The organism is Cobetia sp. MB87 (assembly GCF_011319755.1).
Classification (GTDB): domain Bacteria; phylum Pseudomonadota; class Gammaproteobacteria; order Pseudomonadales; family Halomonadaceae; genus Cobetia.
This window is the reverse complement of the sequence record NZ_VFBC01000005.1, coordinates 130606-156549: the sequence shown is the minus strand read 5'-3', so window position 1 is coordinate 156549 and position 25944 is coordinate 130606. Positions and strand designations below refer to the sequence as shown.

Sequence of the window (25944 nt, the reverse complement as noted above, 5' to 3'; positions counted from 1 at the left end):
AGCAAGGAATGACTTCAGACAAGCGGTGGGCGGGGTGACAGAGCCTGCCGCCACCGCTCGGCTCGCCCAAGACAGAAGCATGACGCGCTCTGTCGGGCAAGCGATACACGGCCGGTGCTTTCATGGCGCAAGATGATGAAAGATTTCACCGATATGACGAATCATAAAATACGATTGGATACCAAGGCGGCCCCTTACATAGAGTGGAGGCATAACAACACACAAGATCTGACCTGTGAGGTTCCGCTATGTCCCGCTCTGCTCCCTCTCTGCCCCTGCTCAACTGCGATATGGGCGAAAGCTTCGGCAACTGGAAGATCGGTCTGGATGAAGAGGTCATGCCCTTCGTCGACTGCGCCAATATCGCCTGTGGCTTCCACGCCTCCGACCCCACCATCATGCGCCGCACCGTGCGCCTGGCGGTCCAGCATGACGTACGTATCGGCGCACACCCGGCCTATCCGGACCTGCAAGGGTTCGGCCGCCGCTCGATGGCGTGTTCGCCTGCCGAAGTCGAGGACATGCTGCTCTATCAGATCGGCGCGCTCGATGGCATCTGTCGCGCCGAGGGCACTCGCGTCCAGTATGTGAAGCCGCATGGTGCGCTCTACAACGACATGGCCGCCGACCCGACGCTGCTGCGCGCCGTCATGCAGGCCGTGGTGCGTTATGACGCCAGTCTGCCGCTGATGGTGATGGCGACCGCCAACCCCGCACCGATGCAGGCGCTGGCCGACGAGATGGGCATCACGCTGTGGTTCGAGGCCTTCGCCGACCGCGCCTACGACTCGCGTGGCCATCTGGTATCGCGTCGTGAGCCGGGTGCCGTGCATCACGACAGCGAGGTGATCATCGCCCAGTCCGTGACGCTGGCGCGTGGTGAAGCACTGACCGATAGCAGCGGCGGTGATCTGGTGCTGTCCGCCGATACGCTGTGCGTGCACGGTGACAACGCCGAGTCCGTGGCCGCGGTGCGCGCCATTCGTGAAGCCTTCGATACGTTGGCGGGTGCCTGATGGCGGGGGCTGACAGCCACGGCCGTGGCACGTCACCGCAACTGCGCCTCGAGACCGTCGGCATGGACTCGCTGATCATTCGGCTGTTCGATCGCATCGAGGAATCCAACATGGCCTGGGTGCTGGCCGCCGACAGTGCGCTGCGTGAGGCCTTCGGCGCGGCGCTGGTCGATCTGGTGCCGTCCTACACCACGCTGCTGCTGCACTACGATGTGGCTGCGCTGGAAGAAGGCGAGGCGCGTGCCCGCATTCAGGCCGCGCTGGCGGATCTTGCGCCGGCCAGTGGCCAGCAGGGCCAGCTGCATGAAGTGCCCGTCTGGTATGACGACAGTGTCGGGCCGGAGCTGGCACCGATTGCCGCGCGGCTGGGCATCAGCATCGAGGCGCTGATCGAGCGTCATGGGGCGCATGACTACTGCGTGTTCGCCCTTGGCTTCGCGCCCGGTTTCGCCTTCATGGGCGTGCTGGAAGAGGCGCTGACTACGCCGCGCCTCAAGACGCCGCGCCAGAAGATCGCCCCCGGCAGCGTCGGTATCGCCGACCGCCAGGCCGCCATCTACCCGTCCCGCTCACCCGGTGGCTGGAACATTCTGGGCCGCACGCCCATCACCCTGTTCGGGCGCAACGAGGCCGGTGAACCGTCCAGTCGTTTCATGCCCGGTGATCGCGTGCGCTTTGTCTCCGTGAGCAGAGAGGAATTCGTTCGCCTGGGCGGCGATGTCACCCCGCTGGAGGAACGTGCATGAGTGACGTGAAGACGAAGACGACGCTGCGCGTCGAACGTAGCGGTGCCCTGGCGCTGGTGCAGGACGCTGGCCGTCTGGGCGTGCGTCACCTGGGCGTGACCCAGGGCGGGGCGGCTGACTGGGTGTCACTGGGCTGGGCCAACTGGCTGCTGGGCAACGCCCATGATGCACCGGGGCTCGAGATCACCATGGGCGGCGGCTTGCTGTTCAAGGTCGAACAGGCCGGCACTCTGGCGCTGTGCGGGGCAGATCTGGCCGCGACCCTCGACGGCGAGGCGCTCGCGCCGGGTCAGGCCTTCGAGGTGGCCAGTGGACAGCTGCTCAAGTTCGAGCGTCCCGTCGCCGGGCTGCGCGCCTATCTGGCCTTCCCCGGTGGCCTGGATGTCGTCCCGGTGCTGGGCAGCGCCGCCAGCACGGTGCGCGACGGCCTCGGCGGGCTGGATGGTGAAGGGCGAGCCCTGGCCAGCGGTGATGTGCTGACGGCTGCCAGCAATGAGCTGTCGCTGCGCGAGCTGCCGGCCTCGGCACAGGCATGGCAGCAGTCGCTGACCCCCAAGGAGGGCGAGGCGCTTGAATTGCCGCTGGTCGTGGGGGCGCAGATCGCCGAGTTCAGTGGCGACAGCCTCTATCGCGCCTTCAACAGCGAATGGGCGGTGGATGGGCGCGCCGACCGCATGGGGGTGCGCCTGACCGGCCCGCGACTGGAGCGAGACGGAGCGGGCATGGTGTCCGAGGGCATTCCGCTGGGCGCCGTGCAGGTGCCGGCCGATGGCCAGCCCATCATTTTGCTCAATGACCGCCAGACCATCGGCGGCTACCCGCGCCTTGGCGCGCTGACGCCATTGGCCTGCGCACAGCTCGGGCAATGTGTGCCGGGCACCTGGGTGCGACTGGCGGCCGTGACACCGGGTCAGGCGCGTCGTGATCACCTCGAGGTGCTGGCCGGTTGGCAGTCGTGATGCACCGCAGCGGAGCTTTCCGCTCGACGCCTGCAGACCAGAGCGTCTAGATCTGAGCGTGAAGACCAGAAAGTGCAGATCAGAGCGTGCAGACCTGAGTGACTGGATCTAAGTGCGCAGACAAAAAAAGGGCCTCCAAGTGGAGGCCCTTTCGGTTTTCCCGTGAGGGAATCTTTGATGCTGTTGGGAGTGATTGATCAGATCACGCCCTTGATGAACAGATTCCCGGAGAAACGTTGCGCGAGCATCGGGAAACGTTGCACTGACTCGTGGGTATCGATGAAACACGAAGCAATGCGGTCATCATGTCGGGCACATTACCCTCACATGCTGACGGGTAACGAACGGCTTATCCCCCGAACGGGACTGTACTGGCAAGAATAACGGTTGAGGCAGGCGGATGCCAGTCATTTGCGAGCGCTGTTTCCTAATTTTTTCCTCGCCGTGTCCCTGCGGTGAGTTCTGCTGATTCATCACGCCCTTCACTGCCTGGCAGGGCGCTTGCGCAGGCGCCACAGGTGAACCTCCAGCCAGCCGGCTTCCAGGGCCAGCATCAGGTTGCGTTGCATCAGGGAAAAGGCCGGGCCGAACACCAGTTCCGGCGTCAGGCCGCGGGCGGCCAGCATGGCCGGCGAGGGCGCAGGCGCGTCATCGCGGTAGGCGCTGGGTTGCTCGCTGGTGCTCTCGCGCATGCGGCGCGCCTGCCAGCTCAGCACCTGATCGGTCAGCTCGACATGGGCATCGACCTCGAAGCCACTGCTGGCCATCGCCTCATGCAGCTCCTCGCAGCTGGCCAGCTGGTCGCCGCGCGGTGACAGTGCCCATGGCAATGGCAAGGCAGGGCGCTCGCCAAGCGCCTGCGCCTGCACGCTGAGCACCGGCTCGTGCAGCAGGAGATAGCCATCCTGCTCAAGACAGTCATGCCACTGCGTGAGCGTGCTGACCTTGTCGCTCAGATGCACCAGCAGGTGCTGGCTGAAGAGGCGATCAAAACGGCGGCCCGACAGGGCCGGATGCAGCTCGGGGTAGCAGGCGTCGCCCTCCAGCACGCGAATCGACTCGCGCAGTCCGGTGGCCCGGTTGAGGGCGATCGCCAGCTCGCAGAGACTGCTCGAGAGATCCAGCGTGGTGATGCGGTGATTCGCGCCGGTGTCACGCGACTGGCTGGCAATATGGCGCGCCAGCCCGCCAAGGCCGGCGCCGAGTTCGAGTATCGAAAGTCCCCGCGACTGGGGTTCCAGCCTGGCGAGCGCCAGCAGCTCGCGGGTGCCCGTCACGCCACCCAGATGCAGTTGGTCCAGCCCGGCCAGTGCCATGATCGGCAGTTCGCCTGCCGGATGGGCATCGATCAGCGTCTCGAGCGCCGCATGATGGTGGCTCGCCGCATAGTGGGCGACCTGCTGACGGGCGCTGCTCAGGTGGCGTGTGGCGGGGGCGTCATCTTCCTCCTCACGTGACGTGCTCACCTGGCCAGCCCCAGTTCTTGTGTCGCGGCCTCGCGCATCTTGAACTTCTGGATCTTGCCGGTCACGGTCATCGGGAATTCCTCCACGAACTTGATGTAGCGCGGCACCTTGAAGTGAGCGATACGTCCCTGGCAGAAAGCCTTGAGGCCTTCGGCATCCAGCTGCTCGCCTTCCTTGAGCTTGACCCACGCCATCACTTCCTCGCCATACCGCTCATCGGGCACGCCGATCACCTGCACGTCCGACACCGCAGGGTGGGTGTAGAGGAAGTCCTCGATCTCGCGCGGATAGATATTCTCGCCACCGCGGATGATCATGTCCTTGATACGTCCCACGATCGTCACGTAGCCGTCTTCATCCAGCGTAGCGAGGTCGCCGGTATGCATCCAGCGGCCGGCATCGATGGCCTTGGCGGTGGCCTCCGGATTGTTCCAGTAGCCCAGCATCACGCTGTAACCCCGCGTGCACAGCTCGCCCTTCTCGCCGACTGGCACCACGCGCCCGCTGTCAGGGTCGATGATCTTGATCTCCAGATGCGGGTGCAGGGTGCCGACAGTGGAGACACGCTTGTCCAGCGGCGCCTCACGCGTGGTCTGCAGGCTGACCGGGCTGGTCTCGGTCATGCCGTAGGCGATGGTGACCTCGCGCATGTGCATGCGTTCGATGACCTGGCGCATCACCTCGATGGGGCAGATGGAGCCGGCCATGGTGCCGGTGCGCAGGCTGGTGAGGTCGAATTCGGCGAAGCGCGGGTGTTCGAGCTCGGCGATGAACATCGTCGGCACGCCGAACATCGCGGTGGCGCCTTCCTCGCTGACCGCCTGCAGGGTGGCCAGCGGATCGAAGCCCGCTTCCGGGTAGACGATGGCGGCGCCGTGGGTCAGGCAGCCCAGATTGCCCATCACCATGCCGAAGCAGTGATAGAGCGGCACCGGCATCACCAGCTTGTCCTGCTCCGTGAGATTCATGCGCTCGGCGACGAAGAAGCCGTTGTTGAGGATGTTGTGGTGCGAGAGGGTCGCGCCCTTGGGGGCGCCGGTCGTGCCGGAGGTGTACTGGATGTTGATCGGGTCATCGAAGGTCAGGCTGGCCTGCAACTCGCTGAGTGTTTCCCGCGAGACGCTGTCGGCACCGCTGAGCACATCCTGCCAGTTGAGCATGCCGGGCAGGGCATCTTCGGCCTCGAAGCAGATCAGGCGCCTGAGGTCCGGCAGCGCGCCATTGTGAATGCCATCACGGCCGCGGGCCTCCTTGGCCTCGGGGAACAGCTCCTCGAGGATCGCCACATAGTCGGACGCCTTGAAGCGAGACTGGAAGATCAGCGTCGCCGCGCCGGATTGCTTGAGGGCGTAGGCCAGCTCATGGCCGCGATAGCTCGGGTTGAGATTGACCAGCACTACGCCGATCTTGGCGGTGGCGTACTGGATCAGCGTCCATTCGGCACGATTGGGTGCCCAGATGCCGACGCGGTCGCCACGCTCGATGCCCATTGCCAGCAGGCCGCGCGCCACGCGTTCGACCTCGGCGTGCAGTTCGGCCCAGGTGTAGCGCAGTCCCTGATGGCGGCTGATCAGAGCATCGCGCTCGGGCCAGCGCGCGCAGATGCGGTCAAGGCAATCCCCGATGGTTTCTCCCATCAGTGGCGTATCGGAGGTGGCGCTGAGATAGCTGGCTGACTGGCTTGCGCGTGCCATTTCGCTGGCAGGCTGGCGTGTGGCGATGGCGTCCTGTGACATGGTGCTTTCCTGTGTCCTTGGTTGTTATTGGTGAGGCAAGGCTTGTCAGGGGGAGCCGCCTCAGGGAGGCGGTGACGCAGTGTTGTTCTTTTCGTTTTTGTCGTCTTGTCGTGAGTCGCGTGATCAGCGGGCGACGCGCTGCTCTCCGGCAGTCTGCTGTCGCCCGCACTCGTGAGGCGTGGGTCAGTTTTCTATAGACAGTCTAGTCGCTGTCACTTGTGTAGCCGGCAGTTATATAGCTGCTGCTGGCGCGAGCGGGTTCTGGTGTTGTTGACGTCAATCAGCTCTCGCTGTCGTCGGCCAGGCGGGCGAGGGCTTCGCGAGCACGTGTCTCGACGTCATCCAGCTCGCGCTGCATGGCGGTGAGATCGCGCAGCTGTCGCTCAAGGCCCTCACGCTTTTCGCTCAGGATGCCAAGCAGACGGGTGAGCTGCTTCTCGCCACCGCCGTCGGCGGCGTCGTAGAGGTCGACCACTTCACGAATCTCGGCCAGCGAGAAGCCCAGTCGCTTGCCGCGCAGGGTCAGCTTGAGACGCACGCGGTCCTTGTCGCGATAGACGCGCGTCTGACCGCGTCGCTCCGGGTGCAGCAGACCTTCCTGCTCGTAGAAGCGGATGGTGCGCGTGGTCACGTCGAAATGCCGTGCCAGCTCGCCGATGCTCCAGGTGCGCTGGGTCGGACGGATGGCGTCGCTGGTGCTGGTGGTACTCAGCAGGGATTCCACACCGGCATCGTTGTTCATTGCGCCATCAGGCGTTGTCCGGGATTTGGGGTCAGGACTTGGGGTCATCATCGTATCTGTCATGGGCACTGCCGCTCCGGATGCTGTGCGCGCCGAGGAGAGGGGAATGCTCCTTGGCGCAGTGGGTGCCAGCGGCGTCTGGCCGTGAATTTTCTACAGACTAGCATTGTTTACGTTAACGTAAAGGGTAATAGTATTTGCAGCCAACCAAGCAGATGCTAGGTTGAATCAGATCACAGTCTCGGCTTGCCGTTTTCTGCCAACGGTCTGGTTCTGCGAAATGGATCTGCCTGATGACTTCGGCTCTGTTGACACACTGTCTTCCTCCCAATAACAACAGCCACAGGAATGCCACGCCATGTCTTCGACGTCTCTCACGCCCTCTACTGCCGCGCCCTCTGGCGGTTCACTGGATCTGCTGTCACGCCTGCGCGCCGTGGTCGCCGGTGACAGCGCGCCGCTGGTGCTGCCACAGCTGATCAATGGTCAGTTTGTCGAAAGTCGCGCCGATCAGCACCTGGGCGTCACCAACCCGGCCACCAACGCCGAGATCGCCCGCGTGCCCCTGTCGCCGCTGAGTGAGCTGGATGAAGCGCTGGACCACGCCGAGCAGGCCTTCCAGCGCTGGCGCAACACGCCGGTGCCGACGCGCGCCCGTCTGATGCTCAGCTATCAGCATCTGCTCAAGCAGCATCATGACGAGCTGGCCGAGATCATCTCCCACGAGCTGGGCAAGACCTTCGAGGACGCCAAGGGCGATGTGTGGCGCGGCATCGAGGTGGTCGAACACGCCGCCAACATTCCCAGCCTGCTGATGGGTGAGACGGTGGAGAACGTCGCCACCGGCATCGACAGCTATTCCGTGACCCAGTCGCTGGGTGTCTGTCTGGGCATCACGCCGTTCAACTTCCCCGCCATGATACCGCTGTGGATGTTCCCGCTGTCCATCGCCTGTGGCAATGCCTTCGTGCTCAAACCGTCCGAGCAGGTGCCGCTGACCACGCTGCGGCTGGCGGAGCTGTTCATGGAAGCGGGTGCCCCCGAGGGCATCCTGACCGTGGTGCAGGGCGGGCGCGATCAGGTCAATCACCTGCTGGCCCACGAGATTCCGCGCACCGTGAGCTTCGTCGGCTCGGTGCCGGTGGGGCAGCACATCTATCGCACCGCCACCGACAACCTCAAGCGCGCCCAGTGTTTCGCGGGTGCCAAGAATCACATGGTGATCATGCCGGATGCTCCTGCGGACCAGGTCGTCAACGCGCTGGTCGGTGCCAGTGTCGGCGCGGCGGGTCAGCGCTGCATGGCGATCTCGGTGGCGGTCTTCGTCGGTGATGCGAAAGCCTTGATCGAGCGGGTGCGCGATGCGCTGGCCGAGGTGCGTCCCGGGGCCTGGGATGACAAGGGCGCCAGCTACGGACCGCTGATCTCGCCGCAGGCGCTGGAGCGCGTGACCGGCTGGATCGCTCAGGGCGTCGAGGAAGGCGCCGAGCTGCTGCTGGATGGTCGCGGCATCTCGATGGCGGGCTATCCCGACGGCAACTGGCTGGGGCCGTGTCTGTTTTCCAAGGTGACGCCGGAGATGGTGCTCTATCGCGAGGAGATCTTCGGGCCGGTGTTGTGCTGCATGGAGGCGGCGGATCTGTCCGAGGCCATCGAGCTGATCAACAACAATCCCTATGGCAACGGCACCTCCATCTTCACGCGCTCCGGCGGCGCGGCGCGGCGCTTCCAGAACGAGATCGCGGTCGGCCAGGTCGGCATCAACGTGCCGATTCCGGTGCCGCTGCCGTTCTTCTCCTTCACCGGCTGGCGCGGCAGCTTCTTCGGCGATCTGCATGCCTATGGCAAGCAGGCGGTGCGTTTCTATACCGAGACCAAGACGGTGACGGCGCGCTGGTTCGACGATGCGCCGGCCGAGGGCAATCAGCCCAACTTTTCTATCCAGATGCGCTGATGGCTCTTTTTACAAGACCGCTGAGGGCTCGGCGGCCTGGGGATAAAGGACAAGGACAACAGGAGGCAGCTGCATGAACTTTTCGCTGACCGATGACCAACGTGCCCTCCAGGAGGGGGCGCGTGCCTTCGCGGATGCCGAGCTTGCCCCGCATGCCGCCGAGTGGGACGCTACCGCCCACTTCCCTGTCGAGACACTGAAGAAGGCGGGCGAGGCGGGTTTCATGGGGCTCTATGTCCCCGAGGAGCACGGTGGCCTTGGCCTGCCGCGTCTGGACAGCTCCATCATTCTCGAGCAGCTGGCCACCGGCTGCATCTCGACCACTGCCTACATCACCATCCACAACATGGTGGGCTGGATGATCGCCAGTTTCGCCACGGACAGCTGCCGCGAGCAGTGGGTACCGGCGATGGTGACGGGCGACAAGCTCGGCTCCTACTGCCTGACCGAGCCGGGCAGCGGCAGTGACGCTGCCAGCCTGCGGACCCGCGCCGAGCGTGAGGGCGATGACTACTACCTGAGTGGCTCCAAGATGTTCATCTCCGGTGCCGGCGCCACGGACGTGCTGGTGGTGATGGCGCGCACCGGCGAGCCCGACAGCGGCGCGGCGGGTATCTCGGCCTTCGTGGTGCCAGCGGATGCCGGTGGCATCAGCTACGGCAAGAAGGAAGACAAGATGGGCTGGAACAGCCAGCCGACCCGGCTGGTGAGCTTCGATCGCGTGCGGGTCCCGGCGGCCTATCGTCTGGGTGAGGAGGGCGAGGGCTTCCGCTTCGCGATGAAGGCGCTGGATGGCGGACGCATCAACATCGCGACCTGCTCACTGGGTGCGGCCCAGAAGGCGCTGGAGCTGTCGCGGGATTATCTCGGCGAGCGCAAGCAGTTCGGGCGCGAGCTGGCGCAGTTCCAGGCCCTGCAGTTCAAGCTGGCCGACATGGCCACCGAACTGACCGCGGCGCGCACCCTGGTGCGGCTGGCGGCCTTCAAGCTCGATGAGGGGGATGGCGAGGCCAGTGCCCACTGTGCGATGGCCAAGCGCTTCGCCACCGACATGGGCTTCGAGGTCTGCAATCAGGCACTCCAGCTGCACGGCGGCTACGGTTATATCCGTGAGTATCCGTTGGAGCGGCTTGTGCGCGACACCCGTGTGCACCAGATTCTGGAAGGCACCAACGAGATCATGCGTCTGATCATCGCGCGCCGTCTTCTGACGCCGGGCATGATCGAGTCGCTGGCGTAGCGGCGCCTCCACTCCAATTCGTCAGTGGTTACCATCTTTCAGGGAGTTACGTGATGTCATCCAGTCAAGGGCCATGCCTCGTTGTCGAGAAGGATCGTCATATCGCCCGTGTCACCATCAACAACCCGCCGGCCAACACCTGGACGGAAGCGTCCTTGATCGAGCTGGAGCAGTTGCTCGATGAGCTGGAGGGCGATGGCAGCATAAGCGCCGTGGTGATCACCGGTGAGGGCGACAGGTTCTTCTCCGCCGGCGCCGATCTCAAGACCTTCGCTGATGGTGACAAGGGTGTCGCCGCGACCATGGCACGCCGCTTCGGGCTGGCCTTCGAGCGCCTGGCCAACTTTCCGGGCGTGACGATCGCCGCCGTCAACGGCTACGCGATGGGCGGCGGGCTTGAATGCGCGCTGGCCTGCGACATCCGTATCGTCGAGCGTCAGGCGAAACTGGCACTTCCGGAGGCCAAGGTGGGACTGCTGCCGTGCGCGGGCGGCACCCAGCATCTGCCGTGGCTGGTCGGCGAAGGCTGGGCCAAGCGCATGATCCTGTGTGGGGAGCAGGTGGATGCAGAGACCGCCGGTCGTATCGGGCTGGCCGAAGAGGTGGTCGAGACCGGCCAGAGCTTCGAGCGCGCACTGGCGATCGCCGAGAGCGTCGCCAACCAGAGTCCGAGTGCGGTGGCGCGCTGCAAGGCGTTGATCATGTCGTCACGCCATCGCGGCATGAGCGATGGCCTGCGCATGGAGCGCGAGCTGTTCGTCGAGCTGTTCGATGACCCCAACCAGAAGGAGGGCGTCAGCGCCTTCCTCGAGAAACGCGCACCGCAGTGGGTCTCGCACCAGGAAGAGGTGAAGGGAGGAGGGCACTCATGAGCCAGATAGAAGGTGTCACCGCCAAGGCCGCGACCGATGTCGAGGCGCCCGTGGTGTTCGAGACGCGGCGCGCCCGTGACGGCAAGCAGCTGGGAATCGTGCGCCTGAACGCGCCGCGTTCGCTGAATGCGCTGTCGCTGGCCATGATCGAGCGCATCGAGGCGCAGCTGGATGCCTGGGAGCTGGACAGCAGCATCGCCATGGTGTGGCTGGAAGGTGCCGGCGAGCGTGCACTGTGTGCCGGTGGCGATATCGTGGCGCTCTATCAGGCGATGACCACGGCGCCTGCCAGCGAAGGCGCTGACCCTCTTGAGGCGCTGGATGATTTCTTCGCCACCCGCTACTTCACCGCCGAATACCGGCTCGATCACCGGCTGCATACCTTCCCCAAGCCGCTGCTGGTGTGGGGCGGCGGCATCGTGATGGGCGGCGGCATGGGGCTGTTCGCCGGCGGTTGTGAGCGCGTGGTCACCGAAAGCTCACGATTGGCGATGCCGGAAGTCAGCATCGGCCTGTACCCGGATGTCGGGGCCAGCTGGCTGCTCAATCGCCTGCCGCGTGGCATCGGAGAATATCTCGGCGCGACCGGCGCGCAGCTGAATGCCCGCGATGCGCTGGATCTTGGGCTGGCGACACGTCTGATTCCCGATGCGCAGCGCGAGGCGCTCAAGCAGGCGCTGTGCGAGGGGGAGTTCGGCCGTCACCCGTCGCGTCATCTGAGCCAGGTGCTGAGCGAGTTCGAGCGTCGTGAACTGGCGCCGCCGGGGCAGGTGCTGCCGCTCTTCGATCATCTTCAGCAGCTGGTCGCCGGGCGCGAAGTGCTGAAGGCCTGCCAGCGGATCCTCGACGACCCCCAGGCGCGCAGTGACTGCAATGCGTGGCTGAGCGCCAACCGCGAGCGTCTGCTGGCCGGCTGCCCCAGCTCACCGCATCTGGTATTTCGCATGCTGGGCCGCCATCGCCACTCCTCGCTGGCGGAGGCCTTCCGCGACGAGCTGACCTTGTCGGTACGCTGCTGCATGGGCACCGAGCTTGCCGAAGGGGTGCGCGCCCTGTTGATCGACAAGGACAAGCAGCCGCAGTGGGCCTATGCCTCGATCGCTCAGGTTTCCGAGGAATACATCGACGGCTTCTTCGCGCCGCTGTGGGAAGAGGATGAGCATCCGCTGATGGACCTCTGAACGCGCTTTTCAGCACCGGTGGCAAGCGCAGACTTGCCGCCGGACGCCAATGACAACAAGAACCTGTACACAAGGAAGCATTGCCATGACATCCATCGGTTTCATCGGACTCGGCAACATGGGCGGGCCCATGGCGCTCAATCTGGTCAAGGCTGGCCATGCGGTAAGGGTCTTCGATCTGGTCGAGTCGGCCATGAACGAGCTGGTCGAGGCGGGCGCTACCCGCGCGGCATCTCCCGGAGAGATCGTCGAAGGTGTCGAGGTGTTGATCAGCATGCTGCCGGCCGGTCAGCACGTGCGAAAGCTCTATCTGGGTGACAAGGAAGACGGTGCGGGTGGCCTCCTGGCCTCGCTTGACGCCTCGGTACTGGTGATCGACGCCTCGACCATCGCGCCGGATGATGCACGTCTGGTCGCACGCCATGCCGACGAGCGTGGCATCACCTTCATGGATGCTCCGGTGTCCGGCGGGGTCGGCGGGGCGCGTGCGGGAACCTTGAGCTTCATCGTCGGGGGGCCGGATGAAGGCTATGCGCGTGCCGTGCCGCTGCTGGAAGTGATGGGCAAGAATCTGTTCCATGCCGGCCCGGCCGGCAGCGGTCAGGTCGCCAAGATCTGCAACAACATGCTGCTGGGCATCCTGATGAGTGGCACCGCCGAGGCGCTGGCGCTGGGGGTCAAGAACGGACTGGACCCGGCCGTGCTATCCGAGGTGATGAAGCAGTCCTCCGGCGGCAACTGGGCGCTCAACGTCTACAACCCCTGGCCTGGCGTGATGGAAGCCGCACCGGCCTCCAATGATTATCAGGGCGGCTTCTTGGTGGACCTCATGACCAAGGATCTTAGCCTTGCCTGGGAGATGGCGCTGGGCTCGAAATCGGCGGTGCCAATGGGCTCCCAGGCGCGTAATCTGTTCGTCCAGCATGCCGCCCAGGGCGCAGGACGCCTCGATTTCTCGAGCATCCAGCGCTTCTATCGCTGCGGCGAGGCCGATGCGTGAGCTGTCACTCAGCCAGCCGCTGACATGCCCCCGAGCACAACATCATCTGCAAGGAGAGCACCCCATGATTCGACCGGTCAGTGAGCTGGTGGCAGCCGCCGAGGCGGAGATCGAGACCCTGTCGCCCCGTGAGCTGCGCGAGGCGCTGGAAGCGGCGCGCGCCGGCGGTACGCCCCTGACGCTGGTGGATATCCGCGATGTGCGGGAGCTGGAGCGGGAAGGGCGCATTCCCGGTGCCATCCATGCGCCGCGCGGTATGCTGGAGTTCTGGGTCGACCCGGCCTCACCCTATCACCGCGCCGACTTCGCGCGCGAAGGCCGCTATGTGCTGTTCTGCGCTGGTGGGCTGCGCTCGGCACTGGCTACCAAGTCGCTCAAGGACATGGGTTTCGGGCCGGTCGCCCATCTGGGTGGCGGCTTCGCGGCCTGGCGTGAGTCGGGGGGAGAGGTCGTCTCGCCCTTCATGCAGGGCAACTGATGCAGCGTGGGAATGCTCGATGCGATCCGGCGTTGCCCCTCATCTGACACGATGATGCTTTACACTGTTCGACCCCGCTGGCGTCTCGCCGGTCGGGGTCGTTTTCTGTCCGGAGCCTGTATGTCTGACCCTGATACCCCTGCCACCCCCAAGCGTGCCTCGTCTCGGCGTGGTACGCGTGACCTGCTGCGTGACCCGATTGCCTCGACGCTTGCCCGCATGACGGGACCGGTGATCGGCGGCATCGTCACCATGATGCTGTTCAATCTGGTGGACGCCTGGTTCATTGCCCAGCTGGGCACTGCGGAGCTGGCGGCGGTGACCTTCACCTTTCCGGTGACCTTTGCCGTCATCAGCATCGCCATCGGCCTGTCCATCGGCACCACCGCCGTGGTGGGGCGCAGGCTCGGGCGCGGCGAGTTCGAGACGGTCAAGGCACGTACCACGGATGCCAGTCTGCTGGGGCTGCTGCTGGGGCTGGTGATGCTGGTGCTGGGGCTTGCCAGCATCGCGCCATTATTCAGGCTGCTGGGGGCCGATGACACCTTGATGCCGCATATCCGCGACTATATGCAGGTGTGGTATTTCGGCGCGCCCTTCGTGTTGCTGCCACGTGTGCTGGGCAGCGTGCTGCGCGCCGAGGGCAATACGCTGGTCCCCTCGCTGGTGATGGCGGCGGCGGGAGTGCTCAATGCGCTGCTCGACCCGCTGCTGATCTTCGGCATCGGTGACTGGCAGGGCATGGGGGTTGCGGGCGCGGCGCTGGCCACGGTGCTGTCGTGGCTGGCGATGACGCTGGGCTTGCTGGCATTGCCACTGCTGCGCGCGCGGCTCGATTTCCGTCACCTGAGCGTGACGCGGCTGGTGACGTCATGGCGCGAGGTCGGGGCGATCGGTCTGCCTGCCGCGCTGACCAGCGTGATGACGCCGATTGCCACTGCGCTGGTGACGCGTATCGTCAGTCAGCATGGGCACGCGGCGGTGGCGGCTTACGGTATCGGTTCGCGCATCGAGTCGCTGGCGCTGATTCTGGTGCTGGCGCTGTCCATGACGCTGTCGCCCTTCATCAGTCAGAACGACGGTGCCGGGCAGCAGCAGCGCGTGTGGCGCGCCATCCATGGTGTGCTGGCCTTCATTCTCGTCTGGCAGCTGGTTGTCTGGTTGGGGCTGGGGCTTGGCGGTGAGTGGATCGCGGCGCGTTTCGCCGAGAGTGAGGAGGTCGCGGGGCTGGTCAGCACCTATCTGTGGCTGATACCCGCCGCCCTCGGGGCCCAGGGCGTGATCATTCTCGCCAATTCCAGTCTCAATGCGCTGCACAAGCCGCGCCGCGCGATGACACTCTCGCTGGTGCGTCTGTTTGCCTTGCTGGTGCCGCTGGCCTGGCTGGGCGGTACCCTGTATGGCGTGATCGGCATCTTTGCCGGGGTGGCGACAAGCTACCTGTTGATGGGCGGCATCAGCTATCTGGCGCTGCGTTCGGTACTCAGGCGACGCGCCTGAGCCGGGTAGCGAGAGGCAGTCGTCGTGATGAAAAAAGCCGCCGTGCCCGAGAGGGGACGGCGGCTTTTTCATGTCAGGCTTTCAGTGCCTTGGGCTTCGTTTCCCAGTGCCTTAGGCGGTTTTTTCCCAGTGCCTTAGGCGTCTTCGTACTTGCACAGATAGGCGGACTCGACCGTGGTGCGCACCTCGAAGCTCTGGTTGGCTTCGACGATGAAGCTTTCGCCGGCGGCGAGCTGGTACCACTCTTCCGCGCCCGGCAGCAGTACCTGCATATCGCCGCTGATCAGCGTCATGTATTCGCGTTGGCTGGTGGAGAACACGAATTCGCCGATGGCCATCACGCCGACCGTGGCAGGAAGGTCAGCGCTCTGGAAGGCGATGGAGGCCACCTGGCCGTCGAAGTAGTGGTTGGTGTTGAACATGGGAGGGTTTCCTGGGTGAGTAGCGGTGTTGTTGTGGTCGATGTGTCGAGACGTGGTCGACGTGTGTTGCCGTGAGCGACTCTTGATGATCTGACGTCGGGGTCAGCGCGGTGAGAAGCGGCGTGCCAGGCCGGTCTCGGCGATCATGCGTGTCGAGATCTCCTCGATCGAGAAACGCGTGGTGTCGATGTAGGGCACCTTGGAGCGGCGGAAGAGTGCCTCGGTCTGCTCGACTTCCTGCAGACACTGATCGATCGAGCAGTAGCGACTGTTGGGGCGACGCTCGGTGCGGATGGCGGCCAGGCGGCGCGGGTCGATGGTCAGCCCGAACAGCTTGTGGCGGTAAGGCGCCAGCGACGCCGGCATCTTGAGGGTGCCGGACTCGTCCAGATCATCCTCGGTCAGCGGGTAGTTGGCCGCGCGGATACCGAACTGCAGCGCCAGATACAGCGAGGTCGGCGTCTTGCCGCAGCGTGAGACGCCGATGAGGATGACGTCGGCCTTGTCGTATTGATGCGTGCGCGCGCCATCATCGTTGTCGAGGGCGAAATGCACCGAATCGATGCGATTCATGTAGACGTCGTCCTGCCCGATGGAGTGGGTCTTGCCGACGCTGTAGGACGAGTGGGTATCCAGCTCTTCTTCCAGCGGCTTGAGGAAGGTCGAGAAGATGTCGACCTTGAAGCCGGAGGATTCGGAGATGATGTCACGGATGTTCTGGTCGACGATGGTGTCGATGATGATCGGGCGCTCGCCGTCGTTGGCATGCGCGCTCTCGATGGCCTTGACCAGTGCTGTCGCCTTTTCGGCCGAATCGATGTAGGGCTTGGTCACCATGCGGATGTCGGTGTTCTCGAACTGGGCCAGCAGACTGCGTCCCAGTGTCTCGGCGGTGATGCCGGTGCCATCGGAAATGAAGAAGGCGGTTCGGGTCATGACGGGCACTCGTGAAGAACGAATCGAAGACACCAGCCCGCTCAGGCTGTTGCCCCGTGAAGACCCCAAGTGTCGGCGTTCACTGTCGAGCTTGCAATATCCGGCACAGGGCCAGTGGCGCGATATGAGAAATCCCGTGTTCCCGTTCTCTACCAATGCGCCTCATGACTACATTCCTGTAGCGGCCGTTTCTGGCTTGTCGACATGTTCGCCGACGATGGCGACAGAACGTCTGAAACAGGCTCAGGGTTGTAGTCCTCCTCCACTGACTAGCCGGTTAGACCAATGGCTAATACTAGAGAGAGCTTGTTAGGGTGGCGTCATTGCTGAACGGAAGGCGGTTCATCGTCCTCCATCGGTCATTCGTTTCCATCCATTGGTACCAGGGGGTTCCCTTGTCACAGCAAGCCACATCCGAATACGTCGTCGATTTCGATCAGCTCGGCATGAACGATGTTGATCGCGTTGGCGGCAAGAACGCCTCGCTCGGTGAGATGATCTCCAATCTGGCCGATGCCGGTGTCACCGTGCCCGGCGGCTTTGCGACTACCTCCTATGCCTATCGCGAGTTTCTGGCCCACGAAGGCCTCGACAAGCGTATCAATGCCGCCCTCGATGCCCTCGATGTGGACGACGTGGTCGAACTGGCGCGCGTCGGTGCCGAGATTCGTCAGTGGATCATCGACACGCCGTTGCCGCCGGCCTTCGAGGCCGAGATGGAACGTGCCTATGCCGAGCTTCAGGCCAGACACCCGAACCTGAAGGTTGCCGTGCGTTCTTCCGCCACCGCGGAAGACCTGCCGGACGCCTCCTTCGCCGGTCAGCAGGAAACCTTCCTCAACATCGAAGGTTTCGACAACATCAAGCGTGCGGTTCACGAGGTGTTCGCGTCACTGTTCAACGACCGCGCCATTTCCTACCGCGTGCACAAGGGGTTCGATCATTCGTTGGTCGCGCTGTCCGCCGGCGTGCAGAAGATGGTGCGCTCCGAGACGGCCGCTTCCGGCGTGATGTTCACCCTGGACACCGAATCCGGCTACCGCGACGCCGTCTTCGTCACCGGCTCCTGGGGTCTGGGCGAGACCGTGGTGCAGGGCGCGGTCAATCCTGACGAGTTCTACGTCCACAAGACCACGCTGGCTGCCGGCCGTCCGGCGGTACTGCGTCGCAACCTGGGCTCCAAGCTGATCAAGATGGTCTACACCGACGACACCAGCGCCGGGCGCTCCGTCGAGACCGTCGACGTGCCGGTGCCGGACCGTCATCGTTTCTGCATCAGCGATGCCGATGTCGAGGCTCTGGCGCGCCAAGCCATGATCATCGAGAAGCACTACCAGCGCCCGATGGACATCGAGTGGGCGCGTGATGGTGACGACGGCAAGCTCTACATCGTCCAGGCGCGTCCGGAAACGGTCGTCAGCCAGGAAGAGGGTGGCAACCTCGAGCGCTTCCAGCTGCGTGAGAAGGGCCGCACTCTGGTCACCGGGCGTGCCATCGGCCAGCGTATCGGCCAGGGCGCGGTACGCGTGATCGACAACCCGGAGCAGATGGACAAGGTCCAGGTCGGCGACGTGCTGGTCACCGACATGACCGACCCGGACTGGGAGCCGGTCATGAAGCGCGCTTCCGCCATCGTCACCAACCGTGGCGGCCGTACCTGCCACGCGGCGATCATCGCGCGTGAGCTGGGCATTCCGGCCGTGGTCGGCTGTGGCGACGCGACCTCGGTGCTCGCCGAAGGCCGTGAAGTGACGGTCTCCTGCGCCGAAGGCGATACCGGTCATGTCTATGACGGCATCCTCAACTTCGACCGCACCGTCACCAGCGTCAACGAGATGCCGGAGATTCCGTTCAAGATCATGATGAACGTCGGCAACCCGGACCGCGCCTTCAGCTTCTCGCGTCTGCCGAATGCCGGTGTGGGTCTGGCGCGTCTCGAGTTCATCATCAACCGCATGATCGGCGTGCACCCCAAGGCGCTGCTCGACTACGCCACCCTGCCCATCGATCTGCAGCAGACCATCGATGCGCGCACCGCCGGCTACGCAAGCCCGGTCGACTTCTACGTCGACAAGCTGGTCGAGGGCATCTCCACCCTGGCGGCTGCCTTCCATCCGCAGAAGGTCATCGTGCGCATGTCGGACTTCAAGTCCAACGAGTACGAGAACCTGATCGGCGGCAAGATGTACGAGCCGGGCGAAGAGAACCCGATGCTGGGCTTCCGTGGCGCCTCGCGCTACGTGTCCGACACCTTCCGCGACTGCTTCGATCTGGAATGCCGTGCCCTCAAGCGCGTGCGTGACGAGATGGGGCTGACCAACGTCGAGATCATGGTGCCCTTCGTGCGTACCACCGGCGAGGCGGAGCAGGTCATCAAGCTGCTGGGCGAGAATGGTCTGGTACGTGGCGAGAACGGCCTGCGCGTCATCATGATGTGCGAGCTGCCGACCAACGCGCTGCTGGCGGATCAGTTCCTCGAGCACTTCGATGGTTTCTCCATCGGCTCCAACGACCTGACTCAGCTGACCCTGGGGCTGGATCGCGACTCCGGCATCGTCGCTCATCTCTTCGATGAGCGTAATCCGGCGGTCAAGCAGCTGATGTCGATGGCGATCCGTGCCTGCAAGGCGCAGGGCAAGTACGTCGGCATCTGTGGCCAGGGCCCGTCAGACCATCCGGAGCTGGCCAAGTGGTTGATGGAAGAGGGCATCGACAGCGTCTCCCTCAACCCGGATTCCGTGCTGGAAACCTGGTTCATGCTGGCGGACAAGGAGCTGGTGTAACCCAGGCTTTCCACGACGGTGACCTGACGCGCTGAGGCGCAGAGGGTGGTTGTCACTCAGGGCGCCCATCGCACTCGACGTGCGGTGGGCGCTTTTCGTTTCGCGCTTGAAACTTGAATGATTGGTCAGTTCAGACATTAGACCAATGGTGTAGAAGTCGGCAGATACATGTCAGTTCGTAACAAATAGCAACAAAATGATCCCGAATCCGCGACTAAATGATGATCATCCTGCCTCGTGTGGAAAAGGCAGTCATTTATAATCCCAGCCACCCCGCTGACCACAATATCCATGGTGGCCATGACGGCAGGCCTCACCGGTAGACAGCAATGCGGTGGCACGCATCAACCGACCTTTCAGACACAATCCAAGGTAGTCGTAACGTGAAACAGTCTTTATGGAAGAACATCGGCGTCCAGGTAGTCATCGCCATGATACTGGGCGCTGGTGTAGGCGCTTACATGGGCGAAGACGCCTCGATGTTCGCGCCACTGGGTGAGCTGTTCATTCACCTGATCAAGATGCTGGTCGTGCCGCTGATCGCGGTCTCCATCGTGTCGGGAGCCGCCAATCTGGGCGACAGCCCGTCTGCCGGCAAGATCGGTCTCTCCACCTTCGCCTTCTTCATGCTGACCTCCGCCGTGGCCGTGATGCTGGCATTGGTGATGGGGCATGTCTTCCAGCCGGGCAGCGGAGTGGACCTGGAAAGCGCCAAGGGCATGTTCTCCAACGCCTACGCCGACAAGGGCAGCGTACCGGGCGTGATGGATACCATTCTGGGCATGGTGCCGACCAACATCTTCGGTGCACTCACCGATGCCAACATCCTGCAGATTCTGGTGTTCTGCCTGTTCCTCGGCATTGGTCTGTCCAAGACCGGTGAGCGTGGCAAGCCACTGATCGAAGGTCTGAACACCGTGATCGAGGCCTTCGTGTGGATGATCAACGTTGTGATGCTGATCGCGCCGATCGGCGTCTTCGGCCTGATGGCGGATGCCGTCGGCACCTTCGGCTTCGATGTGTTGACGCTGGTGATGAAGCTGTTCCTCGTCTACATGGGCGCGATTCTCATCTACGGCTTCGTGTTCTACCCGCTGGTGGTCAAGTTCGGCTCTGACGTGCCGTTGGGTCGCTTCATGTCCGCGATGAAGAAGCCGCAGGCCGTCGCGCTGTCCACGGCGTCCTCCATGGCGACCCTGCCGGTCAACATGGAAGTCTGCGAGAAGGAGCTGGGCCTCAAGAACGCCACCTCTGCCTTCGTGCTGCCGCTGGGCGCGACCATCAACATGAGCGGCAATGCCATCTATTACGGGCTGGTGGCGATGTTCTTCGCCCAGGTCTTCAACGTCGATCTCGGTTTCTCTGCCTACGCTGCCATCGTGTTCACCGCGACTCTGGGGGCCATCGGTCAGGCCGGTGTGCCGGGGCCGTCGTTCCTGGTGGTTGCCGTGCTGCTGGCGGCCGGCATTCCCATCGAAGGCCTGCCTCTGCTGTTCGCGCTGGATCGTATCTTCGACATGACGCGCACCGCGCTCAACATCACTGGTGACGCGGCTTGCGCCGCCGTGGTGGATCGCTTTGCGCGTGCCGACGATGCGGCTGCGGCCTCGCAGGTCAGTGCTCAAGCCGGTTTACAGGCCGATTCATCCAGCGCAGAGCCCGCCAGCATTCGCTGAGTCCGCACTCTGACGCGAAACGCCCCTGCAACCTGTCCGGTTGCGGGGGCGTTTTCATTGCGGCTCGCACAATGGCGTGAGACGACCATTCAGGGCGTCGGCTGGGTGCGGATCAGCGCTTCCTTGGCGGTGATGACACCATTGTTGTCGGCGTAGAGGTAGTCGCCCGGCACGATGGTGACGCCGGCGAAGGTGACCGGGATATCGCGCTGGCCTTCGCCGCGCTTGATGCTGGGGCGCGGGTAGCAGCCCAGTGCCTGCACGCCGAGGTTGGTGGCGTGGATCTCATCCACATCGCGGATGCAGCCATACATGATCACGCCGGCCCAGCCACTCTTGGCGGCCTGTTCGGCGAGCATGTCGCCCAGCATGGCGCAGCGCATCGAGCCGCCGGCATCGACGACCAGGACGCGGCCTGCGCCGGGTTCCGCGACGGCTTCCTTGACCAGCGAGTTGTCCTCGAAGCACTTGATGGTCACGACTTCGCCGCCAAAGGACTCGATGCCGCCGTAGTTGATGAACAGCGGCTCGAGCACCTGCACGTCGGGGAACTCATCGCAGAGGTCGGGGGTGGAGATGGGATGCGTCATGTCGGATTCCTTGTGCTGGGCGGCCCGGTGAGGGGCGCTTGGGAACGGAGCGCTGGCGATTGCTGCAATGCCACAACGTCGAGAATGCCCGATACGCCAGGCCTTTGCACCTGTGCGAAGGGCTAAGCGGGCCTCGGGCGCGCGCAAGCGGGGGAGCGGGAAGGTCACGAGGACATGTTGCTGACTGGCGACGTGACAAGTAGTCAAAACGCCACTCTTGAAACACTGTTCTATATCTACCACGATGCTTCTGCAACCCATGACAGGCGCCGTTTTACCGTCAGTGTCCGGCCGGCAGCTGCCTGTGCCGCCCATTGGATCAAGGAGCAATACATGAGCAAGTCACGTCTTCTGGCCGCCCCGTTGGCTACCGTTTCCTTCGCCGCTCTCGCTCTGGCGCTCAGTGGCCACGCTCAGGCGGCAGGCAATACCGCCGAAGGGCTCTACATCGGTGCCGGTACCGGTTTCTCCAGCCTGAAGAATGATGATTCCGATGAGGCCGGTGACTTCATCGAATCAGGCAGTGATGACTTTGATGTCGACGATGACGACAACGTCTACAAGGCCTTCGTGGGCTATCAGTACAATCCGTACTTCGCTACCGAGGCCTTCTACACCGACCTGGGAACTGTCCAGCTCAAGGGCAATGACTTCAGCAATACCGATCTCGAGTCCAAGGCCTACGGTGTCAACGTGGTGGGTATCCTGCCGATCGGCCAGTACTTCTCGCTGTTCGCCAAGGCGGGGATGGCCAAGTGGGAAACCGATGTCGATGGCAATCTGGGCAATTCCAGCGTCGATCTGAAGGACAACGACGGCTTTGATCCGGTCTATGGTGCCGGTGCACAGGTCAATCTGGACCCGTTCCTGATCCGTGCCGAGTACGAGCGCTATGACTTCGACAGCGATTATCAGGTGGATGCCTTCACCGCCTCGGTCGGCTACAAGTTCTGAGGCAGGGCGCTTGCGCCTACTGAGCTTGTCGCAGGCATGAAAAAACGGGCCGTCCCTTGAGGGGCGGCCCGTTTCATTGTCTGGCATGACGCCAGTTGGCATGACGCCAATGCTGCTGTCAGAGGGGAGTCATGCAGTGGCCCATGACTCCCCGCCTGATCAGGCTTCCTGGGTGACCGGAATCACGTTGGAAGCGGCGTTCTGGAACTCTTCGATCTCATGGAAGTTCAGGTAGCGATAGATCTCGCCCGCCATGGCATCGAATTCGCCCATGTAGCCCTGATATTCCTCGACGCTCGGCAGACGACCGACGACGGCCGCGATGGCCGCAAGTTCGGCAGACGCCAGGAAGACGTTGGCGCCGTCGCCCAGACGGTTCGGGAAGTTGCGCGTGGAGGTGGACACCACGGTGGACTTGGCAGCCACACGTGCCTGGTTACCCATGCACAGTGAGCAGCCCGGCATTTCCATGCGCGCGCCGGCACGGCCGTAGATGCCGTAGTAGCCTTCCTCGGTCAGCTGGTGCTGGTCCATCTTGGTCGGCGGTGCCAGCCACAGCTTGGTCTTCAGGCTGCCGGCCGGCTGCTTCTCGAGCAGCTTGCCTGCCGCGCGGAAGTGACCGATGTTGGTCATGCACGAGCCGATGAAGACTTCGTCGATCTTCTGACCGGCGACGTCGGACAGCAGACGGGCATCATCCGGGTCGTTCGGCGCGCACAGCACCGGCTGATCGATCTCGGCGAGGTCGATCTCGATGATCTCGGCGTATTCCGCGTCCTTGTCGGCACGCATCTGGCTCGGGTTGGCCAGCCAGTCTTCCATGCCAGCGATACGACGCTCGATGGTACGGGCATCGCCGTAACCATTGGCGATCATCCACTTGAGCAGGGTGATGTTGGACTTCAGGTACTCGGTCACGCTCTCGTCGGACAGCGTGATGGTACAACCGGCGGCGGAACGCTCGGCAGAGGCGTCGGACAGCTCGAATGCCTGTTCGGCCGTCAGATCTTCCAGACCTTCGATTTCCAGAATGCGGCCGGAGAAGGCGTTCTTCTTGTTGGCCTTGTCGACGGTCAGCAGGCCCTGCTTGATGGCGTACAGCGGGATGGCGTGGACCAGGTCACGCAGGGTGATGCCCGGACGACGTTCGCCCTTGAAGCGCACCAGGATGGATTCCGGCATGTCCAGCGGCATCACGCCAGTGGCGGCGGCGAAGGCCACCAGGCCAGAGCCCGCCGGGAAGGAGATGCCCATCGGGAAGCGGGTGTGGGAATCACCACCGGTGCCGACGGTGTCCGGCAGCAGCATGCGGTTCAGCCACGAGTGGATGATGCCGTCGCCCGGACGCAGGGAAACGCCGCCGCGGTTCATGATGAAGTCGGGCAGGGTGTGGTGGGTCTCGACGTCGACCGGCTTCGGGTAGGCAGCGGTGTGGCAGAAGGACTGCATCACCAGATCGGCCTGGAAGCCCAGACATGCCAGATCCTTCAGCTCGTCGCGGGTCATCGGGCCAGTGGTGTCCTGGGAGCCGACCGTGGTCATCTTCGGCTCGCAGTACATGCCCGGACGCACGCCTTCCAGGTTGCAGGCCTTGCCGACCATCTTCTGTGCGAGGGTGAAGCCCTTGCCGGTGTCCTTCGGCTGCTCCGGCAGGCGGAAGACGTCAGACGCTTCCAGACCCAGCTCGGTACGCGCCTTGTCGGTCAGACCGCGACCGATGATCAGCGGGATACGACCGCCAGCACGCACTTCGTCCAGCAGGACCTGAGTCTTGAGAGAGAAGGTGGAGATGACTTCGTCGGTGTCGTGACGGCAGACCTTGCCTTCGTACGGGTAGATGTCGATGACATCGCCCATGGCCATCTTCTCGACGTCCATCTCGATGGGCAGGGCACCGGCATCTTCCATGGTGTTGAAGAAGATCGGTGCGATCTTGTTGCCGATGCAGAAGCCGCCAGCGCGCTTGTTGGGCACGAACGGGATGTCGTCGCCGAAGAACCACAGCACGGAGTTGGTGGCGGACTTGCGGGAAGAACCGGTACCGACCACGTCACCGACGTAGGCGACCGGGAAGCCCTTTGCCTTCACTTCCTCGATCTGGGCCAGCGGGCCGACGACGCCATCTTCCTGCGGGGTGATGCCTTCACGCGGGTTCTTGAGCATCGCGTTGGCGTGCAGCGGGATGTCCGGACGTGACCAGGCGTCAGGCGCCGGGGACAGGTCATCGGTGTTGGTCTCGCCCGGCACCTTGAAGACGGCCAGCGAGATCTTCTCGGCCAGCGCCGGCTTGGACAGGAACCATTCGGCGTCGGCCCAGGACTGCAGCACGGCCTGGGCGACGGCGTTGCCGGCCTTGGCGCGGTCGGCGACATCGTGGAAGGCGTCGAACATCAGCAGGGTGTGCTTGAGCTGTTCGCCGGCTTCCTTGGCCAGGCTTTCATCGTCCAGCAGCTCGACCAGCGTGGCGATGTTGTAGCCGCCCTGCATGGTACCGAGCAGCTTGACGGCATGTGTCTTGTCGATCAGCGGAGAAGCGGCTTCGCCACGCACGATGGCGGTCAGGAAGCCAGCCTTGACATAAGCGGCTTCATCAACGCCCGGGGGAATGCGATTGGTGAACAGATCGAGGATGAACTCTTCTTCACCGGCCTGCGGATTCTTGAGCAGTTCGACCAGCTCGGCGGTCTGCTCGGCAGTCAGCGGCTTTGCCGGGATGCCCTGCTGGGCGCGTTCTTCAACCTGTTGACGGTAGGCTTCAAGCACGTGGGAGACCCTCATCTGTAATCGTGTCGAAATGCGCGGGCCAGTCGTCTTGAAGACGCAGGGCGGGGCACCTCGAGGCTTCTTGCGGGTAATTCAAGCGTCTTATTGCGAGCGAATCAGGCGCTACGGGGCGAATGCGAGTCTACTCAACTTTGTCGACAATGTTAAGGAGCGCCCAATGGCGGGGGCTGAGACTTTGGTCGCCTATTGCGACATAACATTCTGATATTTCATCTGATTGTCAGGAAATCACGCTGAGCAAACACTATGCGGCAACGCTGATGACGCGCTGATGACGTCCAGCGCGGTGTTGACGCGAGGTCCTTTCGGCACTGACGGCGCGATGCTGTCGGCTCTCAGGTGCGCACGGTATGATGGTGTTACCCCGAATCACACTTTCCGCCTCCCCCGAGGGCCACATGAGCCGTATTCTTTCTCCTTGCGTAGGTGTCTGTTCCACTACGGTCGGCGATAGCGTCTGTCGCGGCTGCCAGCGTCATGATCATGAGATCCTCGCCTGGTTCGGCTATGACAGTGACCAGCGCGCCGAGCGCATGCTGGAACTGGACGAGCTGCGCAGTCAGGTCGCCGCCCGCTGGCTGCGTGTCGCCGATGACGCCATGCTGGCCGAGCAACTGACCCGCCATCGCATCCGTTTTCGTGCCGATCAGTCGGCGCTGTCACGCGCCGTTGAGCTGCTGCGCGTCGGGCGTACCCGCATCAAGGACCTGTCGGCATATGGCATCGCACCACTGGCCCATGCGCGAGAACTTGAGCCCGAACGGCTTTTTGCCCAGATAAACGATGAAATCATGGTGGAAGCGGCAAAGCGTGCCGATAATGAGATGAACTCCGTCGTCGAGGTGTCTCCTGTCAGTCAGCAGCAGACGCAAGCGAGCGAGACAAAAGACTGACGTGATGATGAATTCA

General features: G+C 63.5%; 21 protein-coding genes. 14 read left to right on the top strand and 7 right to left on the bottom strand.

Features of this window, described 5'->3' with window-relative positions; translation table 11 throughout:
- Positions 1-248 precede the first annotated feature (248 nt).
- The 3 genes from CDPAHKCJ_RS04000 to CDPAHKCJ_RS03990 are packed head-to-tail and all read left to right on the top strand — an operon-like array spanning position 249 to position 2721.
- On the top strand, positions 249-1016 hold the full coding sequence (locus CDPAHKCJ_RS04000) for a 5-oxoprolinase subunit PxpA (protein WP_166018767.1): 768 nt from the start codon (positions 249-251) through the stop codon (positions 1014-1016).
- Entirely contained in the window at positions 1016-1762 is a 747-nt protein-coding gene (locus CDPAHKCJ_RS03995) for an allophanate hydrolase subunit 1 (RefSeq protein ID WP_166018766.1), read from the top strand. The genes CDPAHKCJ_RS04000 and CDPAHKCJ_RS03995 overlap by 1 nt, the downstream gene beginning before the upstream one ends.
- Positions 1759-2721 carry a biotin-dependent carboxyltransferase family protein gene (locus CDPAHKCJ_RS03990; RefSeq protein ID WP_166018765.1) on the top strand — a complete coding sequence of 321 codons (963 nt, stop codon included), beginning with the start codon at positions 1759-1761 and terminating at the stop codon, positions 2719-2721. Before CDPAHKCJ_RS03995 ends, CDPAHKCJ_RS03990 begins: the two co-directional genes overlap by 4 nt.
- A 482-nt stretch (positions 2722-3203) precedes the next feature.
- Here the strand turns inward: CDPAHKCJ_RS03990 and CDPAHKCJ_RS03985 are convergent, their stop codons facing one another.
- From CDPAHKCJ_RS03985 to CDPAHKCJ_RS03975, 3 genes are all read right to left on the bottom strand, one after another.
- Positions 3204-4187: a methyltransferase domain-containing protein gene (locus tag CDPAHKCJ_RS03985; protein ID WP_166018764.1), complete on the bottom strand. Its 984-nt coding sequence runs from the start codon at positions 4185-4187 to the stop codon at positions 3204-3206.
- Complete coding sequence (locus tag CDPAHKCJ_RS03980) at positions 4184-5881, bottom strand: AMP-binding protein (RefSeq protein ID WP_166018967.1); 1698 nt, start codon at positions 5879-5881, stop codon at positions 4184-4186. Before CDPAHKCJ_RS03980 ends, CDPAHKCJ_RS03985 begins: the two co-directional genes overlap by 4 nt.
- Positions 5882-6203: 322 nt before the next feature.
- Positions 6204-6665, bottom strand: a complete 462-nt coding sequence (locus tag CDPAHKCJ_RS03975) for a MerR family DNA-binding transcriptional regulator (RefSeq protein WP_166018763.1) — start codon at positions 6663-6665, stop codon at positions 6204-6206.
- Between the two features lie 358 nt (positions 6666-7023).
- Here CDPAHKCJ_RS03975 and CDPAHKCJ_RS03970 point away from each other — a divergent pair, with 358 nt between their 5' ends.
- The 7 genes from CDPAHKCJ_RS03970 to CDPAHKCJ_RS03940 all read left to right on the top strand — a co-directional run bounded on the left by CDPAHKCJ_RS03970 (position 7024) and on the right by CDPAHKCJ_RS03940 (position 14890).
- Positions 7024-8619 carry a CoA-acylating methylmalonate-semialdehyde dehydrogenase gene (locus tag CDPAHKCJ_RS03970; protein WP_166018762.1) on the top strand — a complete coding sequence of 532 codons (1596 nt, stop codon included), beginning with the start codon at positions 7024-7026 and terminating at the stop codon, positions 8617-8619.
- A gap of 73 nt (positions 8620-8692) precedes the next feature.
- Complete coding sequence (locus CDPAHKCJ_RS03965) at positions 8693-9859, top strand: acyl-CoA dehydrogenase family protein (protein ID WP_166018761.1); 1167 nt, start codon at positions 8693-8695, stop codon at positions 9857-9859.
- Positions 9860-9912: 53 nt separating this feature from the next.
- Entirely contained in the window at positions 9913-10731 is an 819-nt protein-coding gene (locus CDPAHKCJ_RS03960; protein ID WP_166018760.1) for an enoyl-CoA hydratase, read from the top strand.
- Positions 10728-11912, top strand: coding sequence for an enoyl-CoA hydratase/isomerase family protein (locus CDPAHKCJ_RS03955; protein ID WP_166018759.1), 1185 nt, complete (start codon positions 10728-10730; stop codon positions 11910-11912). Before CDPAHKCJ_RS03960 ends, CDPAHKCJ_RS03955 begins: the two co-directional genes overlap by 4 nt.
- Before the next feature lie 85 nt (positions 11913-11997).
- Complete coding sequence (mmsB, locus tag CDPAHKCJ_RS03950; protein WP_166018758.1) at positions 11998-12912, top strand: 3-hydroxyisobutyrate dehydrogenase; 915 nt, start codon at positions 11998-12000, stop codon at positions 12910-12912.
- A gap of 64 nt (positions 12913-12976) precedes the next feature.
- A complete protein-coding gene (locus CDPAHKCJ_RS03945; protein ID WP_166018757.1) occupies positions 12977-13390 on the top strand; it encodes a rhodanese-like domain-containing protein in 414 nt (137 codons plus the stop codon).
- Positions 13391-13510: 120 nt separating this feature from the next.
- Positions 13511-14890, top strand: a complete 1380-nt coding sequence (locus CDPAHKCJ_RS03940) for an MATE family efflux transporter (RefSeq protein ID WP_166018756.1) — start codon at positions 13511-13513, stop codon at positions 14888-14890.
- Positions 14891-15024: 134 nt separating this feature from the next.
- Here the strand turns inward: CDPAHKCJ_RS03940 and CDPAHKCJ_RS03935 are convergent, their stop codons facing one another.
- Positions 15025-15312, bottom strand: coding sequence for a pyrimidine/purine nucleoside phosphorylase (locus CDPAHKCJ_RS03935; RefSeq protein ID WP_166018755.1), 288 nt, complete (start codon positions 15310-15312; stop codon positions 15025-15027).
- A gap of 102 nt (positions 15313-15414) precedes the next feature.
- Entirely contained in the window at positions 15415-16248 is an 834-nt protein-coding gene (locus CDPAHKCJ_RS03930; protein ID WP_166018754.1) for a pyruvate, water dikinase regulatory protein, read from the bottom strand.
- A 395-nt stretch (positions 16249-16643) separates the two neighbouring features.
- On the opposite strand from CDPAHKCJ_RS03930, the gene ppsA reads away from it, so the two are divergent.
- Positions 16644-19031, top strand: coding sequence for a phosphoenolpyruvate synthase (ppsA, locus tag CDPAHKCJ_RS03925; protein ID WP_043331316.1), 2388 nt, complete (start codon positions 16644-16646; stop codon positions 19029-19031).
- 383 nt (positions 19032-19414) lie between these two features.
- The gene (locus CDPAHKCJ_RS03920; RefSeq protein ID WP_205700780.1) at positions 19415-20707 is read left to right on the top strand and encodes a dicarboxylate/amino acid:cation symporter; all 1293 of its coding nucleotides are present in this window, start codon (positions 19415-19417) and stop codon (positions 20705-20707) included.
- Positions 20708-20796: 89 nt separating this feature from the next.
- Here CDPAHKCJ_RS03920 and rraA read toward each other — a convergent pair whose 3' ends face one another.
- Entirely contained in the window at positions 20797-21297 is a 501-nt protein-coding gene (rraA, locus tag CDPAHKCJ_RS03915) for a ribonuclease E activity regulator RraA (protein WP_166018752.1), read from the bottom strand.
- Positions 21298-21630: 333 nt separating this feature from the next.
- Here rraA and CDPAHKCJ_RS03910 point away from each other — a divergent pair, with 333 nt between their 5' ends.
- Positions 21631-22251 carry a porin family protein gene (locus tag CDPAHKCJ_RS03910; RefSeq protein ID WP_166018751.1) on the top strand — a complete coding sequence of 207 codons (621 nt, stop codon included), beginning with the start codon at positions 21631-21633 and terminating at the stop codon, positions 22249-22251.
- A gap of 159 nt (positions 22252-22410) precedes the next feature.
- On the opposite strand, the gene acnB is transcribed toward CDPAHKCJ_RS03910, so the two are convergent.
- On the bottom strand, positions 22411-25014 hold the full coding sequence (gene acnB / locus CDPAHKCJ_RS03905; RefSeq protein WP_166018966.1) for a bifunctional aconitate hydratase 2/2-methylisocitrate dehydratase: 2604 nt from the start codon (positions 25012-25014) through the stop codon (positions 22411-22413).
- A 419-nt stretch (positions 25015-25433) separates the two neighbouring features.
- Between acnB and CDPAHKCJ_RS03900 the strand changes: the two genes are divergently transcribed.
- Entirely contained in the window at positions 25434-25928 is a 495-nt protein-coding gene (locus CDPAHKCJ_RS03900) for a DUF1289 domain-containing protein (protein ID WP_166018750.1), read from the top strand.
- The last annotated feature ends 16 nt before the right edge of the window (positions 25929-25944 follow it).

Bases quoted from the DNA above. Each gene is read 5' to 3' on its own strand.
- CDPAHKCJ_RS03965 (WP_166018761.1), top strand. From the start codon at position 8,693: ATGAACTTTTCGCTGACCGATGACCAACGTGCCCTCCAGGAGGGGGCG.
- CDPAHKCJ_RS03955 (WP_166018759.1), top strand. From the start codon at position 10,728: ATGAGCCAGATAGAAGGTGTCACCGCCAAGGCCGCGACCGATGTCGAG.
- CDPAHKCJ_RS03975 (WP_166018763.1), bottom strand. From the start codon at position 6,665: ATGAACAACGATGCCGGTGTGGAATCCCTGCTGAGTACCACCAGCACC.
- CDPAHKCJ_RS03960 (WP_166018760.1), top strand. From the start codon at position 9,913: ATGTCATCCAGTCAAGGGCCATGCCTCGTTGTCGAGAAGGATCGTCAT.
- CDPAHKCJ_RS03940 (WP_166018756.1), top strand. From the start codon at position 13,511: ATGTCTGACCCTGATACCCCTGCCACCCCCAAGCGTGCCTCGTCTCGG.
- CDPAHKCJ_RS03995 (WP_166018766.1), top strand. From the start codon at position 1,016: ATGGCGGGGGCTGACAGCCACGGCCGTGGCACGTCACCGCAACTGCGC.
- CDPAHKCJ_RS03990 (WP_166018765.1), top strand. From the start codon at position 1,759: ATGAGTGACGTGAAGACGAAGACGACGCTGCGCGTCGAACGTAGCGGT.
- mmsB (WP_166018758.1), top strand. From the start codon at position 11,998: ATGACATCCATCGGTTTCATCGGACTCGGCAACATGGGCGGGCCCATG.
- CDPAHKCJ_RS03900 (WP_166018750.1), top strand. From the start codon at position 25,434: ATGAGCCGTATTCTTTCTCCTTGCGTAGGTGTCTGTTCCACTACGGTC.
- CDPAHKCJ_RS03980 (WP_166018967.1), bottom strand. From the start codon at position 5,881: ATGGCACGCGCAAGCCAGTCAGCCAGCTATCTCAGCGCCACCTCCGAT.
- CDPAHKCJ_RS03945 (WP_166018757.1), top strand. From the start codon at position 12,977: ATGATTCGACCGGTCAGTGAGCTGGTGGCAGCCGCCGAGGCGGAGATC.
- CDPAHKCJ_RS03910 (WP_166018751.1), top strand. From the start codon at position 21,631: ATGAGCAAGTCACGTCTTCTGGCCGCCCCGTTGGCTACCGTTTCCTTC.
- CDPAHKCJ_RS03935 (WP_166018755.1), bottom strand. From the start codon at position 15,312: ATGTTCAACACCAACCACTACTTCGACGGCCAGGTGGCCTCCATCGCC.
- CDPAHKCJ_RS03970 (WP_166018762.1), top strand. From the start codon at position 7,024: ATGTCTTCGACGTCTCTCACGCCCTCTACTGCCGCGCCCTCTGGCGGT.
- rraA (WP_166018752.1), bottom strand. From the start codon at position 21,297: ATGACGCATCCCATCTCCACCCCCGACCTCTGCGATGAGTTCCCCGAC.
- CDPAHKCJ_RS03930 (WP_166018754.1), bottom strand. From the start codon at position 16,248: ATGACCCGAACCGCCTTCTTCATTTCCGATGGCACCGGCATCACCGCC.
- CDPAHKCJ_RS04000 (WP_166018767.1), top strand. From the start codon at position 249: ATGTCCCGCTCTGCTCCCTCTCTGCCCCTGCTCAACTGCGATATGGGC.